Here is a 20513-nt window from a genome sequence, read left to right as displayed (position 1 = left end):
AAAAAACCAAAGCCTCTTGACGGAAGCTCAAGCCGGCCTTGGTTTTTTTCCTTCGTGAATCCTGTGGAGGTATATCACGGCATCCCCCATATGGTCCAAACCTGAAAACACCTGCCTGATCACATTGGTCAAGGTGGAGATGGGCACATCAGGTTTATGAAATTTCAGCTTTTGGTATAAAGAATGGATGATTTCAAAATATCCGAAGCGCACGCTCGGCTTTTCTTCCACCAATAAATTATCCTCATAACGATCCCCTTCATGATAGGTTTTCAACTGACTCAGGCACGCAATGACGGTTTCCTTGAGGTTCTGCAACAATTCACTGACCAAAGGATCCTCTGATGCTTCCATTTCTTTTATATTATGGATGATATCTTTGAATTCCTTGGCACCATATACCATTGAACGGAGTGCCCTCATCATCAGCATCAGGCTTTCTGCCTCTTCCGCTCTCAAATTCTCTTCCTGGACGTGAATGCCGTATTCCGTCAGTTCATCCTCCAGGTATTTTAACATCGCATATTCCGACATCAGGTCCTTCGGTTGGTAGATAATCCTCTTCCATACCGAAGCGTCTTTTTTGGGACCAAAACTTTTGGTCATCAGTTTTTTAATGAATTTCATTGTCCTGTCCAAAACCAAGGCGATTTCCTTCTCAAAAGAAAGGATGGCCACAGAAGGCATTTCGGTACTGACATGCTTTATGAAAACCGATACACCCTTCGGTTCAGAACTTCCGAATTGTTTTCTAAGCCACTTTTCCATGTTTCCTAAAAACGGATAAAAAATCAATATGCCGAAAACATTGATCAGGGTATTCAGCAAAACCAATTCCATTAGAGGGTCTGCAATCTGAAAAACCCCGGCAGCAAGTGAAATCATCTCGTCGATAAGGAAAAATGTGGAAACTCCCGCTACGGATTTGAATATCAGGTTTGCCAGGGAGAGCCTTTTTTTATCAGCCGTCCCCCCTATGGCGCCTATCACCAGCGTAAAAGTAGTCCCTATATTTGCTCCGATAGTAAGCGCAAGGGCATGGTTCATTTCGATCACATCAGCGTTAAGGGCACTTAATACAATCACAATCATTGCCGAACTGGATTGGATGAGGGCTGTCACCACAATCCCAACCAACAAAAACACCCATAACCCATAACCGGTATAATCCCGGAGGTCTATTTGTTCAGCTATATTCTCTATGGCGGTTTTCATAAAGTCCAAGCCCAGGAACAGTAACCCGAATCCTACTAAAAAAATACCTGAATTTTTAAGAAACGGGCGGCTGGACATAAACAGGTACGTCAAAGTTCCCAAAGCCAGAAAGGGAAAAGCAAAGTCCGCAACGCTTATTTTAAAACCCAACGTGGCTACGATCCAGGCCGTAAAAGTAGTTCCCAGGTTTGCACCCAAAACCACTCCAAGGGAATTTCTCAGACTGATCATCCCCCCTCCTAAAAAAGCCAAAACCATTAAGGTCACCAACGAACTGCTCTGGAGTATGGCCGTGATCAACGTCCCCACAAGGATACCTTTCCACCCCGTATCTGTGAAACGCTGCAATAAATCTTTAAAGGATTTACCCGCCAGTTCCCTTAGGGCAAACTCCAATTGATTCATCCCCCAAAGGAAAATACCAATTCCTGCCAGGAATTTCCAAAAATCAAACGATTCCTCCATCATCTGCAACAAAACCGCCATCAAGCTCACCACAGCTATATTGCCGGTCTAATTTTATAAAGAATTAAAACCATAGCTCATACCCTAATCCCGGGTCACCCGTAATAACAAACATACACTTCAAATTTAGGAATAAATATTGCTGAATGTTTTTTATCATCCATTAACTTCACGGAGCGTTCAGATGAGTGAAAAAACAACAAAGGTAGATGAAGAGATAAAACAGTCCAGCACCTATCGGAAAATAGACAGAAAAATGGTATCCTGGATGAAAGCCAATGGGCTGTTTGTCTTAAGGATCAGCATCGGCATCATTTTCCTGTGGTTCGGGGCTCTTAAATTTTTTCCGGACCTGAGTCCTGCGGAAGATTTAGCCGAAGCCACGATTTCTATGATTACATTTGGTCTCTTCTCGTCATCCCAGATCAATACGGGTTTGGCAATTTGGGAAGTGCTCATCGGCTTGGGACTTTTATTTGGAAAATTCATGAGACTGACCCTGCTGCTTTTGTTTCTTCAGTTGCCAGGCACATTCCTTCCGGTGTTTCTCTTTCCCGATCAGGTTTTTGAAATAATACCGTTTGTACCTACCTTGGAAGGTCAGTACATCTTTAAAAATCTGGTATTGATAGGAGCTGGCTTGGTGATGGGGGGCTTTCTGGAAAAAAGGCCTACCGGAGGACTAAAAGACCAACCTACCAAGTAAATTATTAGCGGTTCTTTGGTAATTCTTTCCTAATTTCGGTTTGAAAATATTTTCACAACCTTTAATTATCTTTACCATGACCCAAAGAAGAAAGTTTTTTAAAGATTCTGTCAAAGCAGGACTCGGACTGGCTATTCTCTCGGGAGCCACTGCTACTTCATCAAGTGCAGCGCCATATAAACAAACAACCGCGAAAACCTCTCCCTATAAGCTGTCGCTCGCTGAATGGTCCTTACGGGACTGGTTGAATTCGGAAAAAATCAGCAATCTCGAATTTCCCGAAACTTCCAAGAAAGAATTCGGCATTGAGGCCGTGGAATACGTAAGCAGTTTTTTCAAAGGAAGGGAAACCGACCAAAATTACCTCAGAGAACTCAAGCAAAGAAGCGATGATCATGGGGTCAGAAATGTCCTTATCATGGTGGATATGTGGGGAACTGAGGGCGCCCTGGCCAGCCCGAAATCGGATGAGAGAAAAAAGGCTGCCCAAAACCATCATAAATGGGTGGACGCCGCCAAATACCTGGGCTGCCATGCAATCAGGGTCAATGCCTCTGGCTATCGTGACGCCAATTACCAGGATGCCAAAAACTATTTTGCAGACGGCTTGTCCCAATTGGTGGATTACGGACAGAAAAATGACATCAGCATTGTGGTAGAAAACCATGGGGGATTTTCCAGCAACGGGAGATGGCTGGCTGAGGTGATGAGGGCCGTCGACCATGATTACTGTGGCACTTTGCCGGATTTTGGAAATTTTGGAATAGATATGGAAAAAGGCATTTTTTATGACCCTCTGGTAGGAATGGCCCAACTCATGCCCTATGCTAAGGGGGTAAGTGCCAAATCCATGGGTATCGGCCCCAATGGCCAGGATACCACGATAGACTTCCCAAAAATGATGAACATCGTCGGCGCTTTTGGATTTGAAGGCTATGTAGGGATCGAATGGGGAGGCGGATATGCCAAAATGAATGCGGAAGAGGGAATCCATGCCACCAAAAAGCTTTTAATGGAAATTATTGGCTGACAAGGGCAGGTCGCTTTGGTTCTTAATCGCCTTGCCGGCGGCGGGTCTGAAATATTGTGCAATCGATTGCTTACTTTTTTCCGTTATCCGCTGTTAATGCTTACCTTTATACCAAATTCCCGTTTTATAGAAATTTACGACCGGTAATTACATAAAAAACAAAATATTAATAACTAAAAAACCAATAAAATGAACAAAAGTACTTTATTGTTGCTTTCCCTTTTATTGGGGATGATCGCAGGATGTGATGGCCCCGCCGTGGAAAGTAAAGACGGTTGGACCAATTTATTTGACGGCAAGAGTCTCAATGGCTGGACACGCCTGGACGGCGAAGCGGAATTCGTTATTGAAGACGGCGCCATTGTGGGCCGGGCGGTCGCCAACACCCCCAATACCTTTCTTGTCACAGAAAGACAATACAAGGATTTCATTCTCGAACTTGAAATCAAAGTTGAAGATGAATCCAGCAATTCAGGCGTCATGGTAAGGGGGCAGCATGACCCCGGTGCCCGAGATGGAAAAGGCCGGGTATTCGGATACCAGGTGGAAACCGATCCTAAAGAAAGGGCTTGGTCCGGCGGTATCTATGATGAAGCCCGGAGAGGATGGCTGTATCCGCTTGACTTGAATCCCGAAGCAAGAAGCGCCTTCAAATTGGGTGAATACAACAAATACAGGATCGAATTCATAGGAAACACCCTCAAAACCTGGATCAACGGTCAGGAGGTAGCCTACCTCGTAGATGAGATGGACGGATCGGGTTTTATCGGTCTTCAGGTTCATAGCATCCCTAATCCGGAGGATGCCGGCAAAAAAACATATTTTCGAAACATACGGATCAAAACAGAAGATCTGAGCCCCACTCCTTTTGAGTCGGATATATTTATCGTAAGTACATTGGACAATGAATTAACGCCATATGAAAAAGAAAGGGGCTGGAAACTGTTATTTGACGGGGAAAGCAGCGAGGGATGGAGAAGCGCCAAAAGCGAGAGTTTCCCTGAAAAAGGCTGGACCATCCGGGACGGCGTTCTTACCATAGAGGCATCTGGAGGGGGAGAATCCACCCATGCGGGGGATATTGTTACCCAAGACAAATACAGTGCCTTCGATCTGGCATTTGATTTCAAACTTACTGAGGGAGCCAATAGCGGTGTCAAGTATTTTGTGACCCTGAGTGAGGGCAACAAAGGTTCTGCCATAGGCCTGGAATATCAGGTACTCGATGACGAAAGACATCCTGATGCCAAACAAGGCAAAGACGGGAACCGGACTTTGGCGTCACTGTATGACCTGATCAAAGCAGACAAACAAGCCAGATTCGTGAGACCCATCGGCGAATGGAATAAAGGCAGAATTGTCGTTTATCCCAACAACAAAGTGGAACATTATATCAATGGCCTGAAAGTGGTGGAATACATAAGGGGATCTGAGGACTTCAGAAAACTGGTGGCGGACAGCAAATATAAGATATGGGACAATTTCGGTGAAGCGGAAGAGGGACATATACTCCTCCAGGATCACGGCGATGAGGTGCATTATAAAAGTATAAAATTAAAAGAATTATAATATATATATTTTTATCCATAAATTTAACTTATTTAAAAAAAGGGATTATCTAATAATCCCTTTTTTATTTAAAAATATGCGTAACTAATGGGAATTGTTGCTAATTTTTTATGATAAAAATCCCTGAAAATATTTTTAATATTGAAAAAAGATATAATTTTACCGATTAAAGAAGAAAACTACCACTTAACAGCGCAAAGAATGAAATCGATTTCATGAGTTTGCTTTGTTTTCTTACCGCCCGTTATCGGGTTACTGACTTAGCATAGCCTATTGAAAACGCCAACGGACTGCCTATGATGAAATAACGCCTACTCCCGGGAGACTGCTCCACCCCCCAATCACCCCTAGGTACAACTACCGAAATCAACCTAACCAATTACAATAAACACCAAATGTTATGTCAAAAATGATGTACTTAAAAGCAGGGCTAATATTGTTCCTGCTGAATTTAAGTTGCCATTTGTTTGCACAAGACGTGCAGGTAAGTGGCCAGATCACAGATGAAAACGGTGCTCCTATCCCGGGTGCATCCGTCCTGGTCCAAGGTACTTCCACAGGAGTCGCAGCGGATATGGATGGCAATTACAGCATTTCCGCTCCTGCCGATGCCACTTTGGTATTTTCCTTTATTGGATATACCTCCCAGGAAATCGAAATCGGCAACCAGTCCCAAATAAACGTTACCCTCCAACCCGATCTTTCGGATCTGGAAGAAGTGGTAGTGGTCGGGTATGGTACGGCCCGAAAATCCCAGTTGACGGGCGCAATTTCCTCCGTGGGCAACAAGGAAATCGTTGAACTCCCCATCACCGATGCCCGGCAGGCCCTGCAAGGGCGGGCTACAGGGGTAGACGTCACCCAAGCCGGCAGCAAGCCCGGTGCAGAGCCCCAGGTACGTATCAGAGGGCGCAGGTCTTTTAATGCCGGAAACGATCCGCTGTATGTGGTGGATAACATCCCCATAGCAGGCGGTATAAATGATATTAACCCCCAGGATATTGTATCTATGGAGGTGTTGAAAGATGCTTCCGCCACCGCCATTTATGGCTCCAGAGGGGCAAACGGCGTGGTTCTTATCACGACAAAAAGAGGAGAAGTGGGTAAAACCGTCGTCTCTGTCGATTCGTATTACGGGGTCAATCAAAGTTTGGGGAGAATCCAGAATTTTAACGGAGAAGAATTTGCGGAATACAAAAGGGAATCCAGAAGGGCAGTGGGCCAATACCCGGAAGGACCGGCCACTCCGGAAGCGGATGCCACGCTGTTCGAACCCGTTGAATTGGAGAGCATCGCGCTGGGCAGAAGTTTCGATTATATAGATGCCCTTACCCGGACGGGATCCATTCAAAGCCACCAGATCAGTGTCTCGGGCGGAAGTGACAAAACCACCTTTTTCCTCTCCGGAAACCTCTTCAGAGATGTGGGGGTCGTGGAACTACAGGATTTCAGCCGGTACTCGTTCCGGGCAAATATCGATCACCAACTGAATGATAAATTCAGGATCGGTACCTCCACCCTATTCACCTACAGTGAAAGGAACGGGGAAAACTTCAATCCATTGGGCGGGGCATTACAGGAAAATCCCTTGGGAAGGACTTTTAATGAAGATGGATCCATCAACTTTTTCCCTACCCAAGATGGCCTGAGAACCAATCCGCTGGCTGAAATTGTGCCTGGGGCACACGAGGACCTGACCAAAAGGTACAGGATTTTCAACAGCGTATACGCGGTTTGGGACATTGCCCCGGGGCTTAATTTCCGCGTAAACTTTGGCCCTGACATTACCATCAGAAGGAGTGGCAGGTTTATCGGCGCCCAAACCAATGCCAGAAGAGGCGGCGACCCGACCGGAAGTATTGATGAAGAATTTCAGGTGAACTATACTTTGGAAAACATCATCAACTATACCAAGACCTTTAATGAAGCCCATACCTTCCAGTTTACAGGCTTACAATCCTTGCAAAGGGACAACAGGGAGTTTACCAACATCAACGTTTTGGGGGTTCCTGCTGAAGGTCAGTTGTTCCACAGATTGGGTGATGCCAGCCAGATCACCGAAGCAGGAACAGAGCTTATCCAATGGACTTTATTGTCCTTTATGGGAAGGCTGAATTATGACTACCAAGGGAAATACCTGGTAACCGCAACCATCCGGGCAGACGGCTCCTCCAGGTTTGGCGAAAACAACCGGTTTGGCTACTTCCCCTCTGTAGCTTTGGGATGGAATATCGGTGATGAAGGATTTCTTCAGGGAAGTACTTTCCTCGACCAACTTAAACTGCGAACCAGCTATGGTTCTATCGGTAATCAAGGAATTGATCCTTATCAAACGCAGCCCCTGTTGGCAAGGACGGCATATGAATTTGGCGGAAACGCGGCTTTCGGTTTTCGGCCCAACACCATTGGTAATCCCAACCTGCGGTGGGAAACCTCCACAACGGCCAACGCAGGGTTGGACTTTGCTTTTTTTCTCAGGGAAGGATTGCCGGTAGTCTGGAATATTACGTAACCACTACCTCCGACCTGCTTGCCCCTCAGCCGTTGCCCAATTCAACCGGCTTTGACGGCTTTATCACCAACGTCGGTAAAACCCAGAACAGAGGTATCGAACTGACATTAAGCACCATCAATATAGATAGAGGGGACTTCAGATGGTCAACGGATTTCATCTTTAACCGCAACCGTGAGCAGATTTTAGAATTGGCCAATGGAGATGACGTAGGTGCCGGGCGCTTTATAGGTGAACCCATCACCGTCTTCTTTGACTGGAATAAGATCGGCATTTGGCAGCTGGATGAAGCCGATGTGGCAGAATCATACAGTGACCGTCCGGGTGAGATCAAAATAGAAGACATCAACAACGACGGGCGTATCAATGCGGACGACCGGAAGATCCTCGGATCCCCGGTGCCGGATTTCTCCGGAGGCATTACCAACCGGCTTTCTTACAAGGGAGTGGATTTGTCTTTCTTTGTATTTGGCAGGTTTGGTTCAATGATCCGAAGTGCTTTCCACACAGGAGGATTCAATGCTTTGGCAGGCAGATATAATAATCTCAACGTGGATTATTGGACGCCTGATAATCCCACCAATGACTATCCACGCCCGAACCAAAACCAGGAATTCCCCAAATATTCGTCTTCCCTGCAATATTTCGATGGTACATTTTTAAAAGTCAGGAATATCAACCTGGGCTACACCTTACCTACCCAAGTGGTCGAAAGGCTTAAAATGGAAAGTCTTCGGATATACACCAGTATTCAGCAGCCGTTCATCTTCTCTGAATACAGAAGCCGACATGCCGGCATAGATCCGGAGACCTTTGTGGATGGTGAGCAGGGAGTGGAAGGAGGCGTCATCAACTCCAACATATCCCCCGCTGTAACCCAGATCACTTTCGGCATCAATGCCAGGTTCTAATCATTTAACTTCAATTGTATCCAAAATGAAAACGAATATAAAAACCATAATTTCACGCTCTTCCAAAGTCTGGCTTATTGGAGCCATCTTCTGGGCTACTGTAAGCTGTGAAGGGTTGCTGGAAGAAAAAGTCATTTCCAATGTAGGAACGGATTACCTGAATACGCCCAGCGGATTAAACGACGGCCTAAATGCTGCCTACAGCTCTCTCCGCGCCTGGTATGGCACCGAAAGAGGGAACAACCTGACGATCTTTGGTACGGATACGTATACCAACGGGGCTGACGGTGCTTTTAAATTCATGAACTTCTATACCTCTGATTTTGATTCGCAAAACTCCCATATCAGGGAATTATGGGATCAGTTTTATGAGGGCATCAATACCTGTAATGCCGTCATAGAAAGAGCACCGGGGGTTGAAGGGATGGATGAAGAAGTTCGGAATCAGAGGGTAGCGGAGGCCAAATTCATACGGGCACACAATTACTTCATTCTTACCCAGCTTTTTGGGGGAATAGACCTTCAACTCAGTGAAACCACCGTCCCGACCAATTTGGTAAACAGGTCCACTGTACCTGAAATGTATGCAGCTATCGTTCAGGACCTGGAAGAGGCCATTCCTCATTTGGAGGCTGCATCCCAATCCGTCGATTATGGCAGGGCTACACGTCCGGCTGCCGAACATCTTTTGGGAAAAGTTTACCTTACCAAGGCCACCTCCGAGGCGGCGGAAAGCGACGACTATGCCAAAGCTGAGCCTCTCTTACAAAGTGTAATTGACAATTATGACTTCACCTTACTGGAAAATTTCGGCGATATCCACGCTTTTGGCAACGAAGTAAACAGCGAAGTGGTTTTTGCCATTCAATACAGCAGAAATCTCCTCACCAACGCCGGAGGCAACAATGCCCATGTCTTTTTTCTGATGGAATACGACGTACAGCCCGGAATGCGCAGGGATACTGAAAATGGCCGTCCGTTTAAGCGGTATAGGCCCACAGATTACACCTATAATGTCATATTCGCCGACAGGGAAAATGACAGCAGGTACTACAACACCTTTCTGGATGTCTACTATTCCAACAATCCCGGCACCTTTAATACGAATTTTGACCAATCCAAATCGCAGGTGGAATTTGCTTTGGGAGACACTGCCATATACATCCCGGGACACGAAATGCCTGAATCAGAAAGGGCACAAAAACCCTATCAGGTGTTGGTACCGAGTGCCTATAACGAAAGACTTTTTCCTAGCATGAGAAAACACATGGATCCGGGAAGGGTCGATCTTACCCAGTTTGAAGGGGGCAGGGATTATATCGCCTTCAGATTGGGAGAGACCTATCTCCTTCTGGCTGAATCCCAACTCATGCAGGGGAAAATATCCGAAGCCACGGAAAACATAAATACCGTAAGAAGAAGAGCGGCATTTCCCGGCAGGGAAGCAGAGATGGAAATCTCACCAGCTGAGATGGATATGGAAATGATAATAGAAGAAAGGGCCAGAGAACTTATCGGTGAGCAACAAAGATGGCTGGACCTCAAGCGCTGGGGCTTACTGATAGAAAGGGTTACAACCCATAACCCACAGGCCACCGGAATCCAGGATTACCATGTGTTAAGGCCTATCCCTCAAAACCAAATAGACCGCACTGAGGGAAACGAAGCAAATTTCCCCCAGAATCCCGGATACTAAATTCAGATAATTTGAAATGGAAAGGGCCAGAATTGATTTCAGGCCCTTTCTTTTACACGGGTAGGAATCAAAACATCCCATGGTATTTCATGGTATCCCTTATTCTGGAAAGGAACAATTTGACTTTTTCATAGGGGTCTCCCGCTCCCAGGGTCTCAACCGGCAGGTATCCATGATATCCGCTGTTTTTGATAATACGCATCAGTTTTTCCAGATCAACGTCTTCTTCTTTCCCAAAGTGATTCACCTTTTCTTTAATCTGCCAACTCACTGCATGGTTTATATTACGGGCAATTTCTTCATAAGGCTCCTTTTGGGAGTAACTCCCGATATCAAGAACCAACCCAAACCATTTAGAATCCACGGCTTCCACAACAAAATTGACCTGATCCGCTGTCTTGATAAAATCATTGTGGTTTTGCAAGGCAACCAGCACGCCATGCTGCGCCCCGAAAGCCACGCAGGATTTGATGTCGTCAATCATCCAGTCCGCCACCTTGCCCCACTCCTCTTCGGCTACCGGCTGGGTACCGGAAAATATCCTGAGGACAGGGGCTCCGAGTTTGGCAGCGGCAACAATCCAATTTTTTACCAGCTGGATATCCTTATCTCTCTTGCTTTTGTCCGAATGCGTAAAATCGTTTCTGACACCCGTTCCGCTGATATGGAGGCCAAGACGGTGGGCCTTTCTTTTAACCTCATATAAAAAAGCATCCTCCGGAACATCAGGATATCCGGGAAAATAATAGGCCGTTAAATCCAACCCTTGAAAGCCCTGACCGGCACAGAATCCCAACAGTTCATCCAAAGACATTTCTCCTTTCGTCAACAGCGCGTTAAATGAATAGGCATTGAGACTCAATTTCAAATTATTGGCACTACGTCCGGGTTGGGATTTAAGACTGTCCTGCGCCAAGACGGCGCCTGTACACCAGGTGCCAGCCGCCATCCACACACCACCTTTCAACCATCTTCTTCTATTCATAATCGGTTTATATCAAAGTTTACCATACTGTTTTATATATAAAGAATGCCAGGGGCACGGTCATTTAACTAAGTCAAATATGGTATTTCGAACTATTTGCTTGTAAAACTGCTGGTTTCCAAGAGTGCCTGGTTGCCCCCAGCCTACCCTGGACATCTTACGAAACTAAGGGGGATGATCCGAAACCCTACTTGACATAACACTGGCCCCTTCATCAAAAGAAAAGCAATTGATTTCAGTTGACAAATTTTAACGCGCTCCCACACCAAAATCCGGCACATTATATCTCGCCGATCCCAATTTCTCCGAATGTTCCGTTTATTTTGTGCAATCGATTGTCTAAATTTAGAGAATCATTGGAATTTGAAACAATAAATTTTTAATATTACCCCAATTTAATAAATAAAACGAAATGGATAGCTTGATTAAACCTACAAAAAATACATTTTTGACGGATGATTTTCTTTTGAAAAGTGATTTTGCCAAAAGACTTTATCATGATCATGCCAAGAAGATGCCCATCATCGATTACCATTGCCATTTATCCCCTCACGATATAGCCACTGACCGGCAGTTTAACAACCTTACTGAAATCTGGCTGGAAGGAGACCACTATAAATGGAGGGCCATGCGAACACTCGGTGTAGATGAAAAGTACATCACCGGGGATGCCACCGGCCGGGAAAAATTTCAAAAATGGGCAGCGTCGGTTCCCTATACCATGAGGAATCCCTTGTACCACTGGACCCACTTGGAGCTGCAACGGTATTTTGAGATCGACCAGTTGCTTACTGCCGACTCCGGGGACGAAATATATGAAGAAGCCACCCATTTGCTACAGCAGAAAGAATACAGTACGCGGGGACTGCTCTCCAGAATGAATGTGGAAGTGGTATGTACCACAGATGATCCGGTCGATGGTCTGGAATTTCACCGGGAAGCAAAGAAAAAAGGCATCCCTTTAATACTGCTTCCCGCCTTCAGGCCCGATAAGGCTTATGCCGTGGAAAACCCTGAAAATTACAATAAATACATAGACAAGCTGGCCGAAGTCAGTGGTACGACCATTGGCTCCTATGGCGACTTGTTATCCGCTTTGGAAAACCGCGTGGATTATTTTCACCAAAACGGGGGCAGGCTGTCCGACCATGGGCTGGAACAGCTGTATTTCTTTGAAGAAGGGAAACATAACATCGGCAAATTATTCGAAAATATCAGGAACGGGAACATCCTCGATCCGGAAGAAGTGAGGTACTTCAAATTCACGACCCTCACCGAACTGAGCAAAATGTACCACGCCAAAGGGTGGACGCAGCAATACCACCTGGGGGCTTTGCGCAATGCAAACGAAAGAATGTTGAGGGTGCTGGGACCGGACACCGGATTTGACTCCATCGGCGATTTCCCCCAAAGTGTGTCCCTGGCCAAGTACCTCAACAACCTGGATTCCAGTGACCAGCTGGCCAAAACCATATTGTATAACCTCAACCCGGCTGACAATGAGATCATGGCCACCATGGTGGGCAATTTTAACGACGGCTCCGTAAAGGGCAAGGTTCAGTTTGGATCGGGATGGTGGTACCTGGATCAGAAAGACGGTATGGAAAAGCAAATGAATGCCCTTTCCAATATGGGCATCCTCAGCTGTTTTGTGGGCATGTTGACCGACTCCAGAAGCTTCCTTTCATTTCCCAGACACGAATACTTCAGAAGAATCCTGTGTAACCTGATAGGGGAAGATGTCAGCAACGGCGAGCTTCCCGCAGATGAAGCCTGGCTCGGCCAAATGGTGGAAGACATCTGCTATAACAATGCCCGTGAATATTTTGGGTTTTATAAGGTGTAAAATAGGGCTCCTTGGAAAATTAATCTATAAAAAGCCACGAAGAGGGGCGATGACACTCTTCGTGGCTTTTTTCTGTTTTCCTGGCTGATTTCTGGTTCAATTATGTATTGAAAAAATACAATTTATTTTCCGGGGAGTATCTTCGGTGAGGGGTTTTTGGCTATCGGGCGCAGTTATCCCATCAAAGCAATTTTGGAGTGCTTCCGGCTTAGGCTGCCCTGTCTGCGGGGGGTGGTCTTTCCTGTTTCCTTTTTGCGATTTTTACCGCATTGGCTGCCATGGTGGCAAAAAGTACCATCAGTTTCTCGCGCTTCTCACCTTTGACCTTTATTTTCCTGAGCCCGTAATGGTCCTTGTGGGTTCCGAACACACCTTCCATCACAGTGGCCCTCTGTCTGGCTATTTCACCGCTGAGCATCTGTTCGGCCCTCGAGTGCTTTTTCGGGCCTTTTTTGGGGAAACAGGTGAATATTTTGTTTCCCGTGCAGTACCTCCTGTTGGCATTGGAGGCATATATCCGGTCAGCCCCCAGCTGTGAGGTCTGGCCAAACACCGTTTTGTGTTTCAGCACCGACAGTTTCAGCCTCGTGGTTTCGTTGAAGTTTTTGAAGCTCATGGCATCCAGAAAGGAAAGCCCGTCCACCTGGAGCATGTGTACCTTCATGCCGAACTCCACAGGTTTGTTTTCCTTGCCCCTTTTAATGGGTCTCACGTAGGGTTTGTGGAGGGAAACGATCCTGTCCTTCAGTTCTTTGGGCTGGTGGTCCAGGAGAAAAACCTGCTGGACCAGAACCTTTTTGACGGTCCTCAGGCAGGAAAAGTCTTCGGGTCCCATACATTCCGCCCTGGACACATCCAGGACTTCCTGAAGCTGTTTTAACCCTTTTTCCAGAAGGTAGACAAGGGATTCGCGCCTCTTTTTGGTCTCCTTATAAGTGTTCTTTCTTTTCCGGAAGTAGGCAAGCTGTTTCCTCTTCTGTTCCACGTATTTTGAACGGGGCCTTTTGGTCCCAAGGATCCTGCAGAGCCTGTAAAGCTGTTTTTCGAAAACCCAGTGGCAGCTCTCCCATAACAGTTTGACATCCGTGGGGAAACGGATATAGCTCTCATAACAGGTGGCGTCCATAAGAAGGACGTGGGTATTGTTGACATCCCTTTTCCAACAGTCCAGCAGCACTGACTGGATCTGTTCCCATTCACAGTGCCCCTCAATATGTTTTCTTATCCTGGTCATAATGGTGGTATCCCTGATCTGTTTGTCCTCGGCCAAAAGCCTGCCGCAGAACATCTGGAGGCTGTAGTCGGTGTTGAACCTTTCTATGAGCTGCCTGTCACTGACGTTGAGATAGGCCTTCAGGAACATCAGTGCGAACATACCCTTGGCGTCGAACCATTTGGGGGCTCCCGGTCCCGTATCCTCGCCGGGCAACAGGGAGGCCAGCCCGTCCCAGGGCAGGGAGTCGTGGACCTGGCCCAACAATGAATTCTTGAAAAAATGATACTTTGGAGAATATCCGTCAAAGTCTTTGAAAAGCGGGAGCTGGGTGGTATCTTTCATGGTGTTTTGTTCTGCAACCTCAAAATACAAAAAAGAAAACCCCGAAAAAAGCCTTTAAAGGACTATTTTCGGGGTTTTCTGGTTAAATTTTCGTTACCTAACTATCTGGAGATCAAATATTTGGATGATCTACAAGGAGCCCTAAAATAATGTCCCTTGGGTTTTGACGCTCATTATCAAAAATTTTAAACAGCATTAAAACCCGCGGAGTGGGTGGAATTATTGTCCCCGGGGATGAAAATCCCCCGACGTTATGGGTAAATTTTACAGGATTTTGGCGTGGGTTTTCACAAAGTCATTTAGCCATACTTGTTAGCGAAACCTGAAAACCGGTCGAAAAAAAACCATTGCGCTTTGCAATGGTTTTTTTTATTCCTAATGGACCATTTTTACCGGTGGATGTTGGACCTTGGCTTTTTTTCTGCGGTAATGCGACAAACCAAAATACATCACCACCACAAAACAAACCAACGGCACATAGTAAGACAGATGTATACTTCCCGTGATATCGGAAACCTGCCCCTGTACCGCTGTGATCAATGCTCCGCCCAAAATGGCCATGATAAGTCCTGATCCCCCCAGTTTGGTATCCTTGCCCAAACCCTCTGCCGACAAACCATAAATCGTAGGAAACATCAGGGACATACATAGGGATATCAACACCAAAGCAATTACCCCGACCATGCCATTGGCATAAATGACTACCAAACAACAGGCTATGGCTACCAGCGAAGATAATGCCAGCAACAGGGAAGGTTTGAAAAATTTCATCAGGGCGGTAAATAAAAACCTGCTCAGTGCGAATAAGATCAGTGCCACTAAATAATAATCAGAAGCATCGCTTTCTTTGAGGTCCAATTCAACCATGACATACCGGATGGTAAATGACCAGACTCCGATCTGGGCCCCCACATAAAAAAACTGGGCCACTACGCCTCTCACATAATTCTTGTTTTTAGCCAAACGCCGGAATCCCGAAATCACACCATCGCCCTCAACGGTCTCCGAAGCCACCGGCATCCGGACGGCTCTGATCACAAACCATACAAACACCAAAAACAACGCCACTCCGACATAGGTGTTCATCACACCGGCCAACTCCTCCGCCTGGATGGCTTTCAATGCTTCAGGATCCATGCTGGTCCTGTCGTCCGCCTCAGCCATATTGAGTTTGGAAAGGATAAAAACCTTGCTGAGAAACACCCCCATGATCGACCCAATAGGATTAAATGATTGGGCCAGGTTGAGCCGCTGGGTAGCGGTTTCCTGCGGTCCGATTACCAGAATGTAAGGATTGGCCGCGGTCTCCAGAATCGATAATCCCCCGGCTAAAACATACAAGGCAAACAGGAAAAACCCATAGGACATGGTAATGCTCGCGGGATAAAAAAGCAGGGAACCTATGGCAAATAATCCCAATCCAAGGAGAATACCTGATTTGTAAGTGTACTTCCTTATATAAAGAGCCGCAGGCAACGCCAAACAGAAATAGGATCCGTAAAAGGCCAGCTGTATCCAGGAAGTCTGGAAATCCGTCATGCTCATGATCCTTTTGAATGCGGCCAAGAGCGTATCGGTCATGTTGTGGGCGACGCCCCATAGCATAAACAAGGTGGTCAGGAGGAGAAATGGCCAAAAATCCTGCTTGGCTATCAGTTCAGGTTTTGGCGGGCTACTTTGGTGATTCATGGGTATCGTATCTGTAATTGATGTATGTTATATGAAATCCAATTTTTGTATAATCCCTTTGCTTTTTAACTCATCCCAAAAAGCCTGGGGCAGCTTTTCGGTAGCCGAGCGGAGATTTTTGACTATTAAAGAGGGATCGGTGATGCTCAATGCCACGCTGTTTACCCCGGGAACAGACAACGCGAACTGTATGCAGGCGTGGTCCGGATCGACTTCGTATTGTTTACAAACCCCGAAAAATGATTTTCTCCATGCCAACCGCTCGAGGTCTTGGGAATCCGAATAATCTATGGGCCTGTAATCATAATAGTCCTCTCCCACCAGAAAACCTGATTGAAAGACAGCGGCATTAATGATTCCGACATTATCCATCCTGAGCCTGTGGATAAAATCCAGTAAAGCCGTGGGGTGGGAAATAAGGGTCAGGCTATTGGCCACCATCACATAGTCCAGCTTAACATGATCATATATTTCCCGGATGGTTTCCCATTTCTTGGCACCTACCCCTATACCGGCCACCAAGCCCCTGCTCTTGAGCTCAGCAAGTGCTTTGTATGCCCCAAGTACATCTCCAAACCGCTTGTTCTTTTCCCTTTCCGTCCTGGCCTGGTCTAGGTATTCATCCGGATCATGGACAGAAACCAATTGGGGCACATGCTGTCCTAAGAGTTGGTTGTCTTTTTCAAAACATTCCAATATGCCCTCATAACTTATTTTTTGAACAGCATCATGCTGTATCCCTTTCCATATTCCCGGCTCAAAAGTAGGTTCCTTCGTTTTTAAAGGTGTCCTCACCCACCCCAGCTTATTGCTGATGACCAGCCGCTCCTTGGGCATAGGGTGGCTTTTGAGAAAATTGCCCAGCACCTCCAAAGCAAGGCCTGCACCGTATTTCCCCGCGGTATCAAAAACGGTCAGGGGTTCAGTGTGCTTGAAGCTTTCTTCAAGAATGGCATTTTTAACTTCCTGGGAATAAACTTTGAAGAGATTGCCCAAGGCACTGCTTCCAAAAACCAGCGGGGGAAAATCAAGGCCGGTATTTCCAAAAGGTTGTAATTTCATCATGTCAGTAAGCTGGCGCAAGGTGTTTATTTTACCGTCTTTTTCCCATAAAATCTGTCTCTCTCAAAAGTCTCAATGTGGCGGTGTTTCTTTGTTTCGTAAATGTCGGCTATGGTAATCAATATCCCTGTTTCCTCCACCGCCCCGAATTCGTAATTCATGGCAGTCCCAAAGGTTTTCATGGTGGAAGAGAGGTTCATATAAGTATTGATGAGAGGGGGGATGTTTTCTCCCAGACTCCGAACCCTGGTATTTAATACCTTGTAGCCTTCCTTATAGGCCAGTCCGTCAAAAACGCCTTTGAACGCACCGATGTTTCCTTTGTATCCCACAGGATCGATCGGGAAAATAAGCCTTTCTTTATCGGGAAAATAATGGTTTAAAAAATAAATCAGCAAATCCCGGGCTTCTTGGTTATAATGGGGATACATGGTCACTTTTCCAAACAGGTATTTGATGTCGGGATTGATAACGACAACGGCGCCCAGACCATCCCAAAGATTGTCCAGGGAAAAAAGCCCCCGCCGGTTATCGATGCTCGGCTGGTATTTTGGCTGCACAAAAGACCTGCCCAATTCAATGGTATAGGGAAGGTATTGCTTGATAAACTTCTCCGAAAATTCGAACAAATGGGCTGTGGACAGATTTACTTCTCCGTTTTCAGTAAACCCCGCTTCCTTGCATTTGATAAGCCTATATCCGGCTATGATCTCCTCATCTTCCGGATTCCAGGCGATCAACTGGTCGTAACATTTTTCGCAGGTATCATTTTCATCAATATCCAGTCTCAGTCCGGTGCCCCCACCCGCGGCCCTAAAGGAAACTTCCCTTAATCTTCCGATCTCTTTGACCACATTCGGTGCATTGTGGTAGTTTACCAAGTAGATTTCATTATCCCCATTGTTCACATATCTCAAAAAACGCTCACGGGTCAATTCGTTTTTGATGGTTTCCCTATTTATCGGACTGATAATGTCTTGCATAAATTCTATTGATCTTGGGCAATGTTGTATACTATCCTTTTTACCTCCTCTGCCCAGTATTTATCGCTTTTGGAGGCATCAAAATACTGGTAAGATATCGGTTTTCCTATATGCACAACGACTTTTTTGTTTTTCTGGCCAAACATCTCGTCAGCCAGATAAAACATTTCTATATTGGCTTTGACACCTATTTTTTTCCTAAGGCTGGCTAAGTTATAAAAAAAAGAAGAGTTTCTTCCTTCAATATACACGGGCACAACATCCTTTTTATATTTTCTGGATTTGTTAATGAAGCTTTTTTTCCACTCCAGGTCCTGGATGCCATATTCCTGCTTTCTGGATACCAAACCTGCCGGAAATATCAAAATGGCATTGTCAGAGGCGTAGGTCTCTTCGATCAATTCCGCTCCCTTCCTGCCATGTCCCCCATGCTTATTTACCGGGACAAACAACCTTCCAAAATGGGGGATATTCAGCAGAATGTCATTTACCAAAAAACGCAGATCCTCTCTGTACTTGCCTATCAGATGCATCAACACAATGCCATCAAGCCCCCCCAACGGATGATTGGAAACAAATATGACGCTTCGGTCAAGCGGGATATTCTCGGCACCCCTCAGTTCGGTTTCAACACCGAATTCCTTGATAAGCGCATCCACAAATGCCAGTTCTTTCAAATCCCCATGCTTGGACATGATATCATTTACATCATCCTCATGCACTATTCTCTGGATGTAAGACATGACAAAGCCCGGAATCCATTTAAGAAGCCGTGGGTTCTTTTCTCCAATAACCTGTTTGATATCTATAAATTTCTTCTTCTTATCCACAACTGAAAGCTTTGATCAAATACGCCATCCATCCCTATTTTTTTTCCAAGCAATTGAAACACAATTCAATAAATAACATTTAACCCAATACAAAATTATCTCTAAACCTTATTTTAGAATTTTCACAAAGCAAAAATAGAAAAAATTAATTTATCGGCTTAAGCAAAGAAAAAAAACGAAATTTTATAAGAAAGATTATTCATGTTTTTCCCATAATCCCCCTTAGATTGTCATATAAACACATCATAATGCATTAATTATAAATAAATTAACTATATAAAAATAAATTATACAATGAAAAATTATTTTAAAACAAATAATATTACAATATTATTGCAGTAATTTAATGAACACTGCCAACGCCGGGTCATGCCTGAAATGGCGCTTCCCTTCGCGCACGCTTCACTCCTCCCGATAGCGGGAGAGGTCCTAAAGGAGAAGACTGCGCAGGATGGCTCCGCCGCTGGAACAGGGTGAACATGCGTCAAAGCAGACATGATACTGGCCGGATAACGGTTAGTTTTTAGATAAACCAGCTTAACTACAACCACATGAACTTAGCCATCACCGGTGCCACTTCGGGAATAGGAGCAGAAACTGTAGCTGCATTGGCTTCCAGATTCCACAGGATATTTTTATTGGTAAGAAACATTGAAAAAGGAAAATCATTGATAAAAAACCTGGACACCGTAGACAAAGATGAAAAGTTTGCGGTGATATATTGTGACCTGGCCGATCTCCAGTCCGTATCAGAAGCCGCCGAAGCCATAAAAAGCCAATGTGAAAGCCTCCATGTCTTGATAAACAATGCCGGAGGTGTTTTCCCGGAACGGGTACTTACAAAAGCCCACCACGAAATGACCTTTTCCACCAATTACCTTGGTCATTTTCTTCTTACAAAAAAACTTCTTCCTTTGTTGAAAAAGGATGGAAACGCCCGGGTCATCAATGTAAGCTCGGAGGCCCACAGGGCAGCAAACCCTGATTTTGCCGATCTCCAGTTGGCAAAGGGCTACCAATCCTTTACAGCGTATGCCAATGCCAAATTATTCAACATCCTCTTCACCAAGTCCCTGGCCGAAAAGTACGGGCGCAGCCACATCCATGCCTATGCCCTGCATCCCGGATTAGTGGCTACCAATATTGCTGAAAAGACTACAGGTGTATTTAAGTGGATAATGGCCCTGGGAAGGCCCTTCATGATCAGCGCCAGGAAAGGTGCTAAAACCGGTGTATTTCTCGCCTCCACCCCAATTGTCCCTGGAAAAAATGGAGAATACTTCAAAAAAGGCAAGGTGGTGACCCCCTCGAAATTGGCCCGTTCGAAAGAAATGCGGAACACCTTATGGAACATCAGTGAGGACCTGATAAAGAACCTGTGATAAAATGCATGTTGGATAAATGAAAGATTTTTATGAAATTAAGCAGATTAATCTTATTTAATCCCCACAGAATT

13 protein-coding genes and 1 pseudogene are annotated in these 20513 nt (G+C 45.5%); 7 read left to right on the top strand and 7 right to left on the bottom strand.

The genetic code is table 11. From position 1 onward, the window contains the following. Positions 1–27 precede the first annotated feature (27 nt). Positions 28–1701 carry a Na/Pi cotransporter family protein gene (locus ACFPFU_RS23190; protein ID WP_377068662.1) on the bottom strand — a complete coding sequence of 558 codons (1674 nt, stop codon included), beginning with the start codon at positions 1699–1701 and terminating at the stop codon, positions 28–30. Between the two features lie 163 nt (positions 1702–1864). On the opposite strand from ACFPFU_RS23190, the gene ACFPFU_RS23185 reads away from it, so the two are divergent. From ACFPFU_RS23185 to ACFPFU_RS23165, 5 genes and pseudogenes are all read left to right on the top strand, one after another. Then, positions 1865–2386, top strand: a complete 522-nt coding sequence (locus ACFPFU_RS23185; RefSeq protein ID WP_377068660.1) for a DoxX family membrane protein — start codon at positions 1865–1867, stop codon at positions 2384–2386. 76 nt (positions 2387–2462) lie between these two features. Further along, complete coding sequence (locus tag ACFPFU_RS23180) at positions 2463–3416, top strand: sugar phosphate isomerase/epimerase family protein (protein WP_377068658.1); 954 nt, start codon at positions 2463–2465, stop codon at positions 3414–3416. A 189-nt stretch (positions 3417–3605) separates the two neighbouring features. Further along, on the top strand, positions 3606–4985 hold the full coding sequence (locus tag ACFPFU_RS23175; protein WP_377068656.1) for a 3-keto-disaccharide hydrolase: 1380 nt from the start codon (positions 3606–3608) through the stop codon (positions 4983–4985). 412 nt (positions 4986–5397) lie between these two features. Beyond that, positions 5398–8408, top strand: a pseudogene (locus ACFPFU_RS23170) (SusC/RagA family TonB-linked outer membrane protein). Between the two features lie 25 nt (positions 8409–8433). Then, positions 8434–10104 carry a RagB/SusD family nutrient uptake outer membrane protein gene (locus tag ACFPFU_RS23165; protein WP_377068654.1) on the top strand — a complete coding sequence of 557 codons (1671 nt, stop codon included), beginning with the start codon at positions 8434–8436 and terminating at the stop codon, positions 10102–10104. A gap of 67 nt (positions 10105–10171) precedes the next feature. Here the strand turns inward: ACFPFU_RS23165 and ACFPFU_RS23160 are convergent, their stop codons facing one another. Beyond that, positions 10172–11089, bottom strand: a complete 918-nt coding sequence (locus tag ACFPFU_RS23160; RefSeq protein ID WP_377068652.1) for a sugar phosphate isomerase/epimerase family protein — start codon at positions 11087–11089, stop codon at positions 10172–10174. 412 nt (positions 11090–11501) lie between these two features. Between ACFPFU_RS23160 and uxaC the strand changes: the two genes are divergently transcribed. Then, the gene (gene uxaC / locus ACFPFU_RS23155) at positions 11502–12935 is read left to right on the top strand and encodes a glucuronate isomerase (protein WP_377068650.1); all 1434 of its coding nucleotides are present in this window, start codon (positions 11502–11504) and stop codon (positions 12933–12935) included. A 208-nt stretch (positions 12936–13143) separates the two neighbouring features. On the opposite strand, the gene ACFPFU_RS23150 is transcribed toward uxaC, so the two are convergent. The 5 genes from ACFPFU_RS23150 to ACFPFU_RS23130 all read right to left on the bottom strand — a co-directional run bounded on the left by ACFPFU_RS23150 (position 13144) and on the right by ACFPFU_RS23130 (position 19057). Continuing rightward, on the bottom strand, positions 13144–14493 hold the full coding sequence (locus ACFPFU_RS23150) for a transposase (RefSeq protein ID WP_377068648.1): 1350 nt from the start codon (positions 14491–14493) through the stop codon (positions 13144–13146). Positions 14494–14868: 375 nt separating this feature from the next. After that, positions 14869–16182, bottom strand: coding sequence for an L-fucose:H+ symporter permease (gene fucP, locus ACFPFU_RS23145; protein WP_377068646.1), 1314 nt, complete (start codon positions 16180–16182; stop codon positions 14869–14871). 27 nt (positions 16183–16209) lie between these two features. Next, a complete protein-coding gene (locus ACFPFU_RS23140) occupies positions 16210–17265 on the bottom strand; it encodes an aldo/keto reductase (protein ID WP_377068644.1) in 1056 nt (351 codons plus the stop codon). Between the two features lie 5 nt (positions 17266–17270). Then, positions 17271–18227, bottom strand: coding sequence for a GNAT family N-acetyltransferase (locus tag ACFPFU_RS23135; protein ID WP_377068642.1), 957 nt, complete (start codon positions 18225–18227; stop codon positions 17271–17273). A 5-nt stretch (positions 18228–18232) separates the two neighbouring features. After that, the gene (locus ACFPFU_RS23130) at positions 18233–19057 is read right to left on the bottom strand and encodes a 1-acyl-sn-glycerol-3-phosphate acyltransferase (protein WP_377068640.1); all 825 of its coding nucleotides are present in this window, start codon (positions 19055–19057) and stop codon (positions 18233–18235) included. A gap of 551 nt (positions 19058–19608) precedes the next feature. Between ACFPFU_RS23130 and ACFPFU_RS23125 the strand changes: the two genes are divergently transcribed. Beyond that, on the top strand, positions 19609–20439 hold the full coding sequence (locus ACFPFU_RS23125) for an SDR family NAD(P)-dependent oxidoreductase (RefSeq protein ID WP_377068638.1): 831 nt from the start codon (positions 19609–19611) through the stop codon (positions 20437–20439). Positions 20440–20513 lie beyond the last annotated feature (74 nt).

The organism is Negadavirga shengliensis, from assembly GCF_042652345.1.
Lineage (GTDB): Bacteria > Bacteroidota > Bacteroidia > Cytophagales > Cyclobacteriaceae > Negadavirga > Negadavirga shengliensis.
The sequence above is the reverse complement of the archived record's forward strand: the minus strand, read 5'-3'. Positions and strand labels throughout refer to the sequence as shown.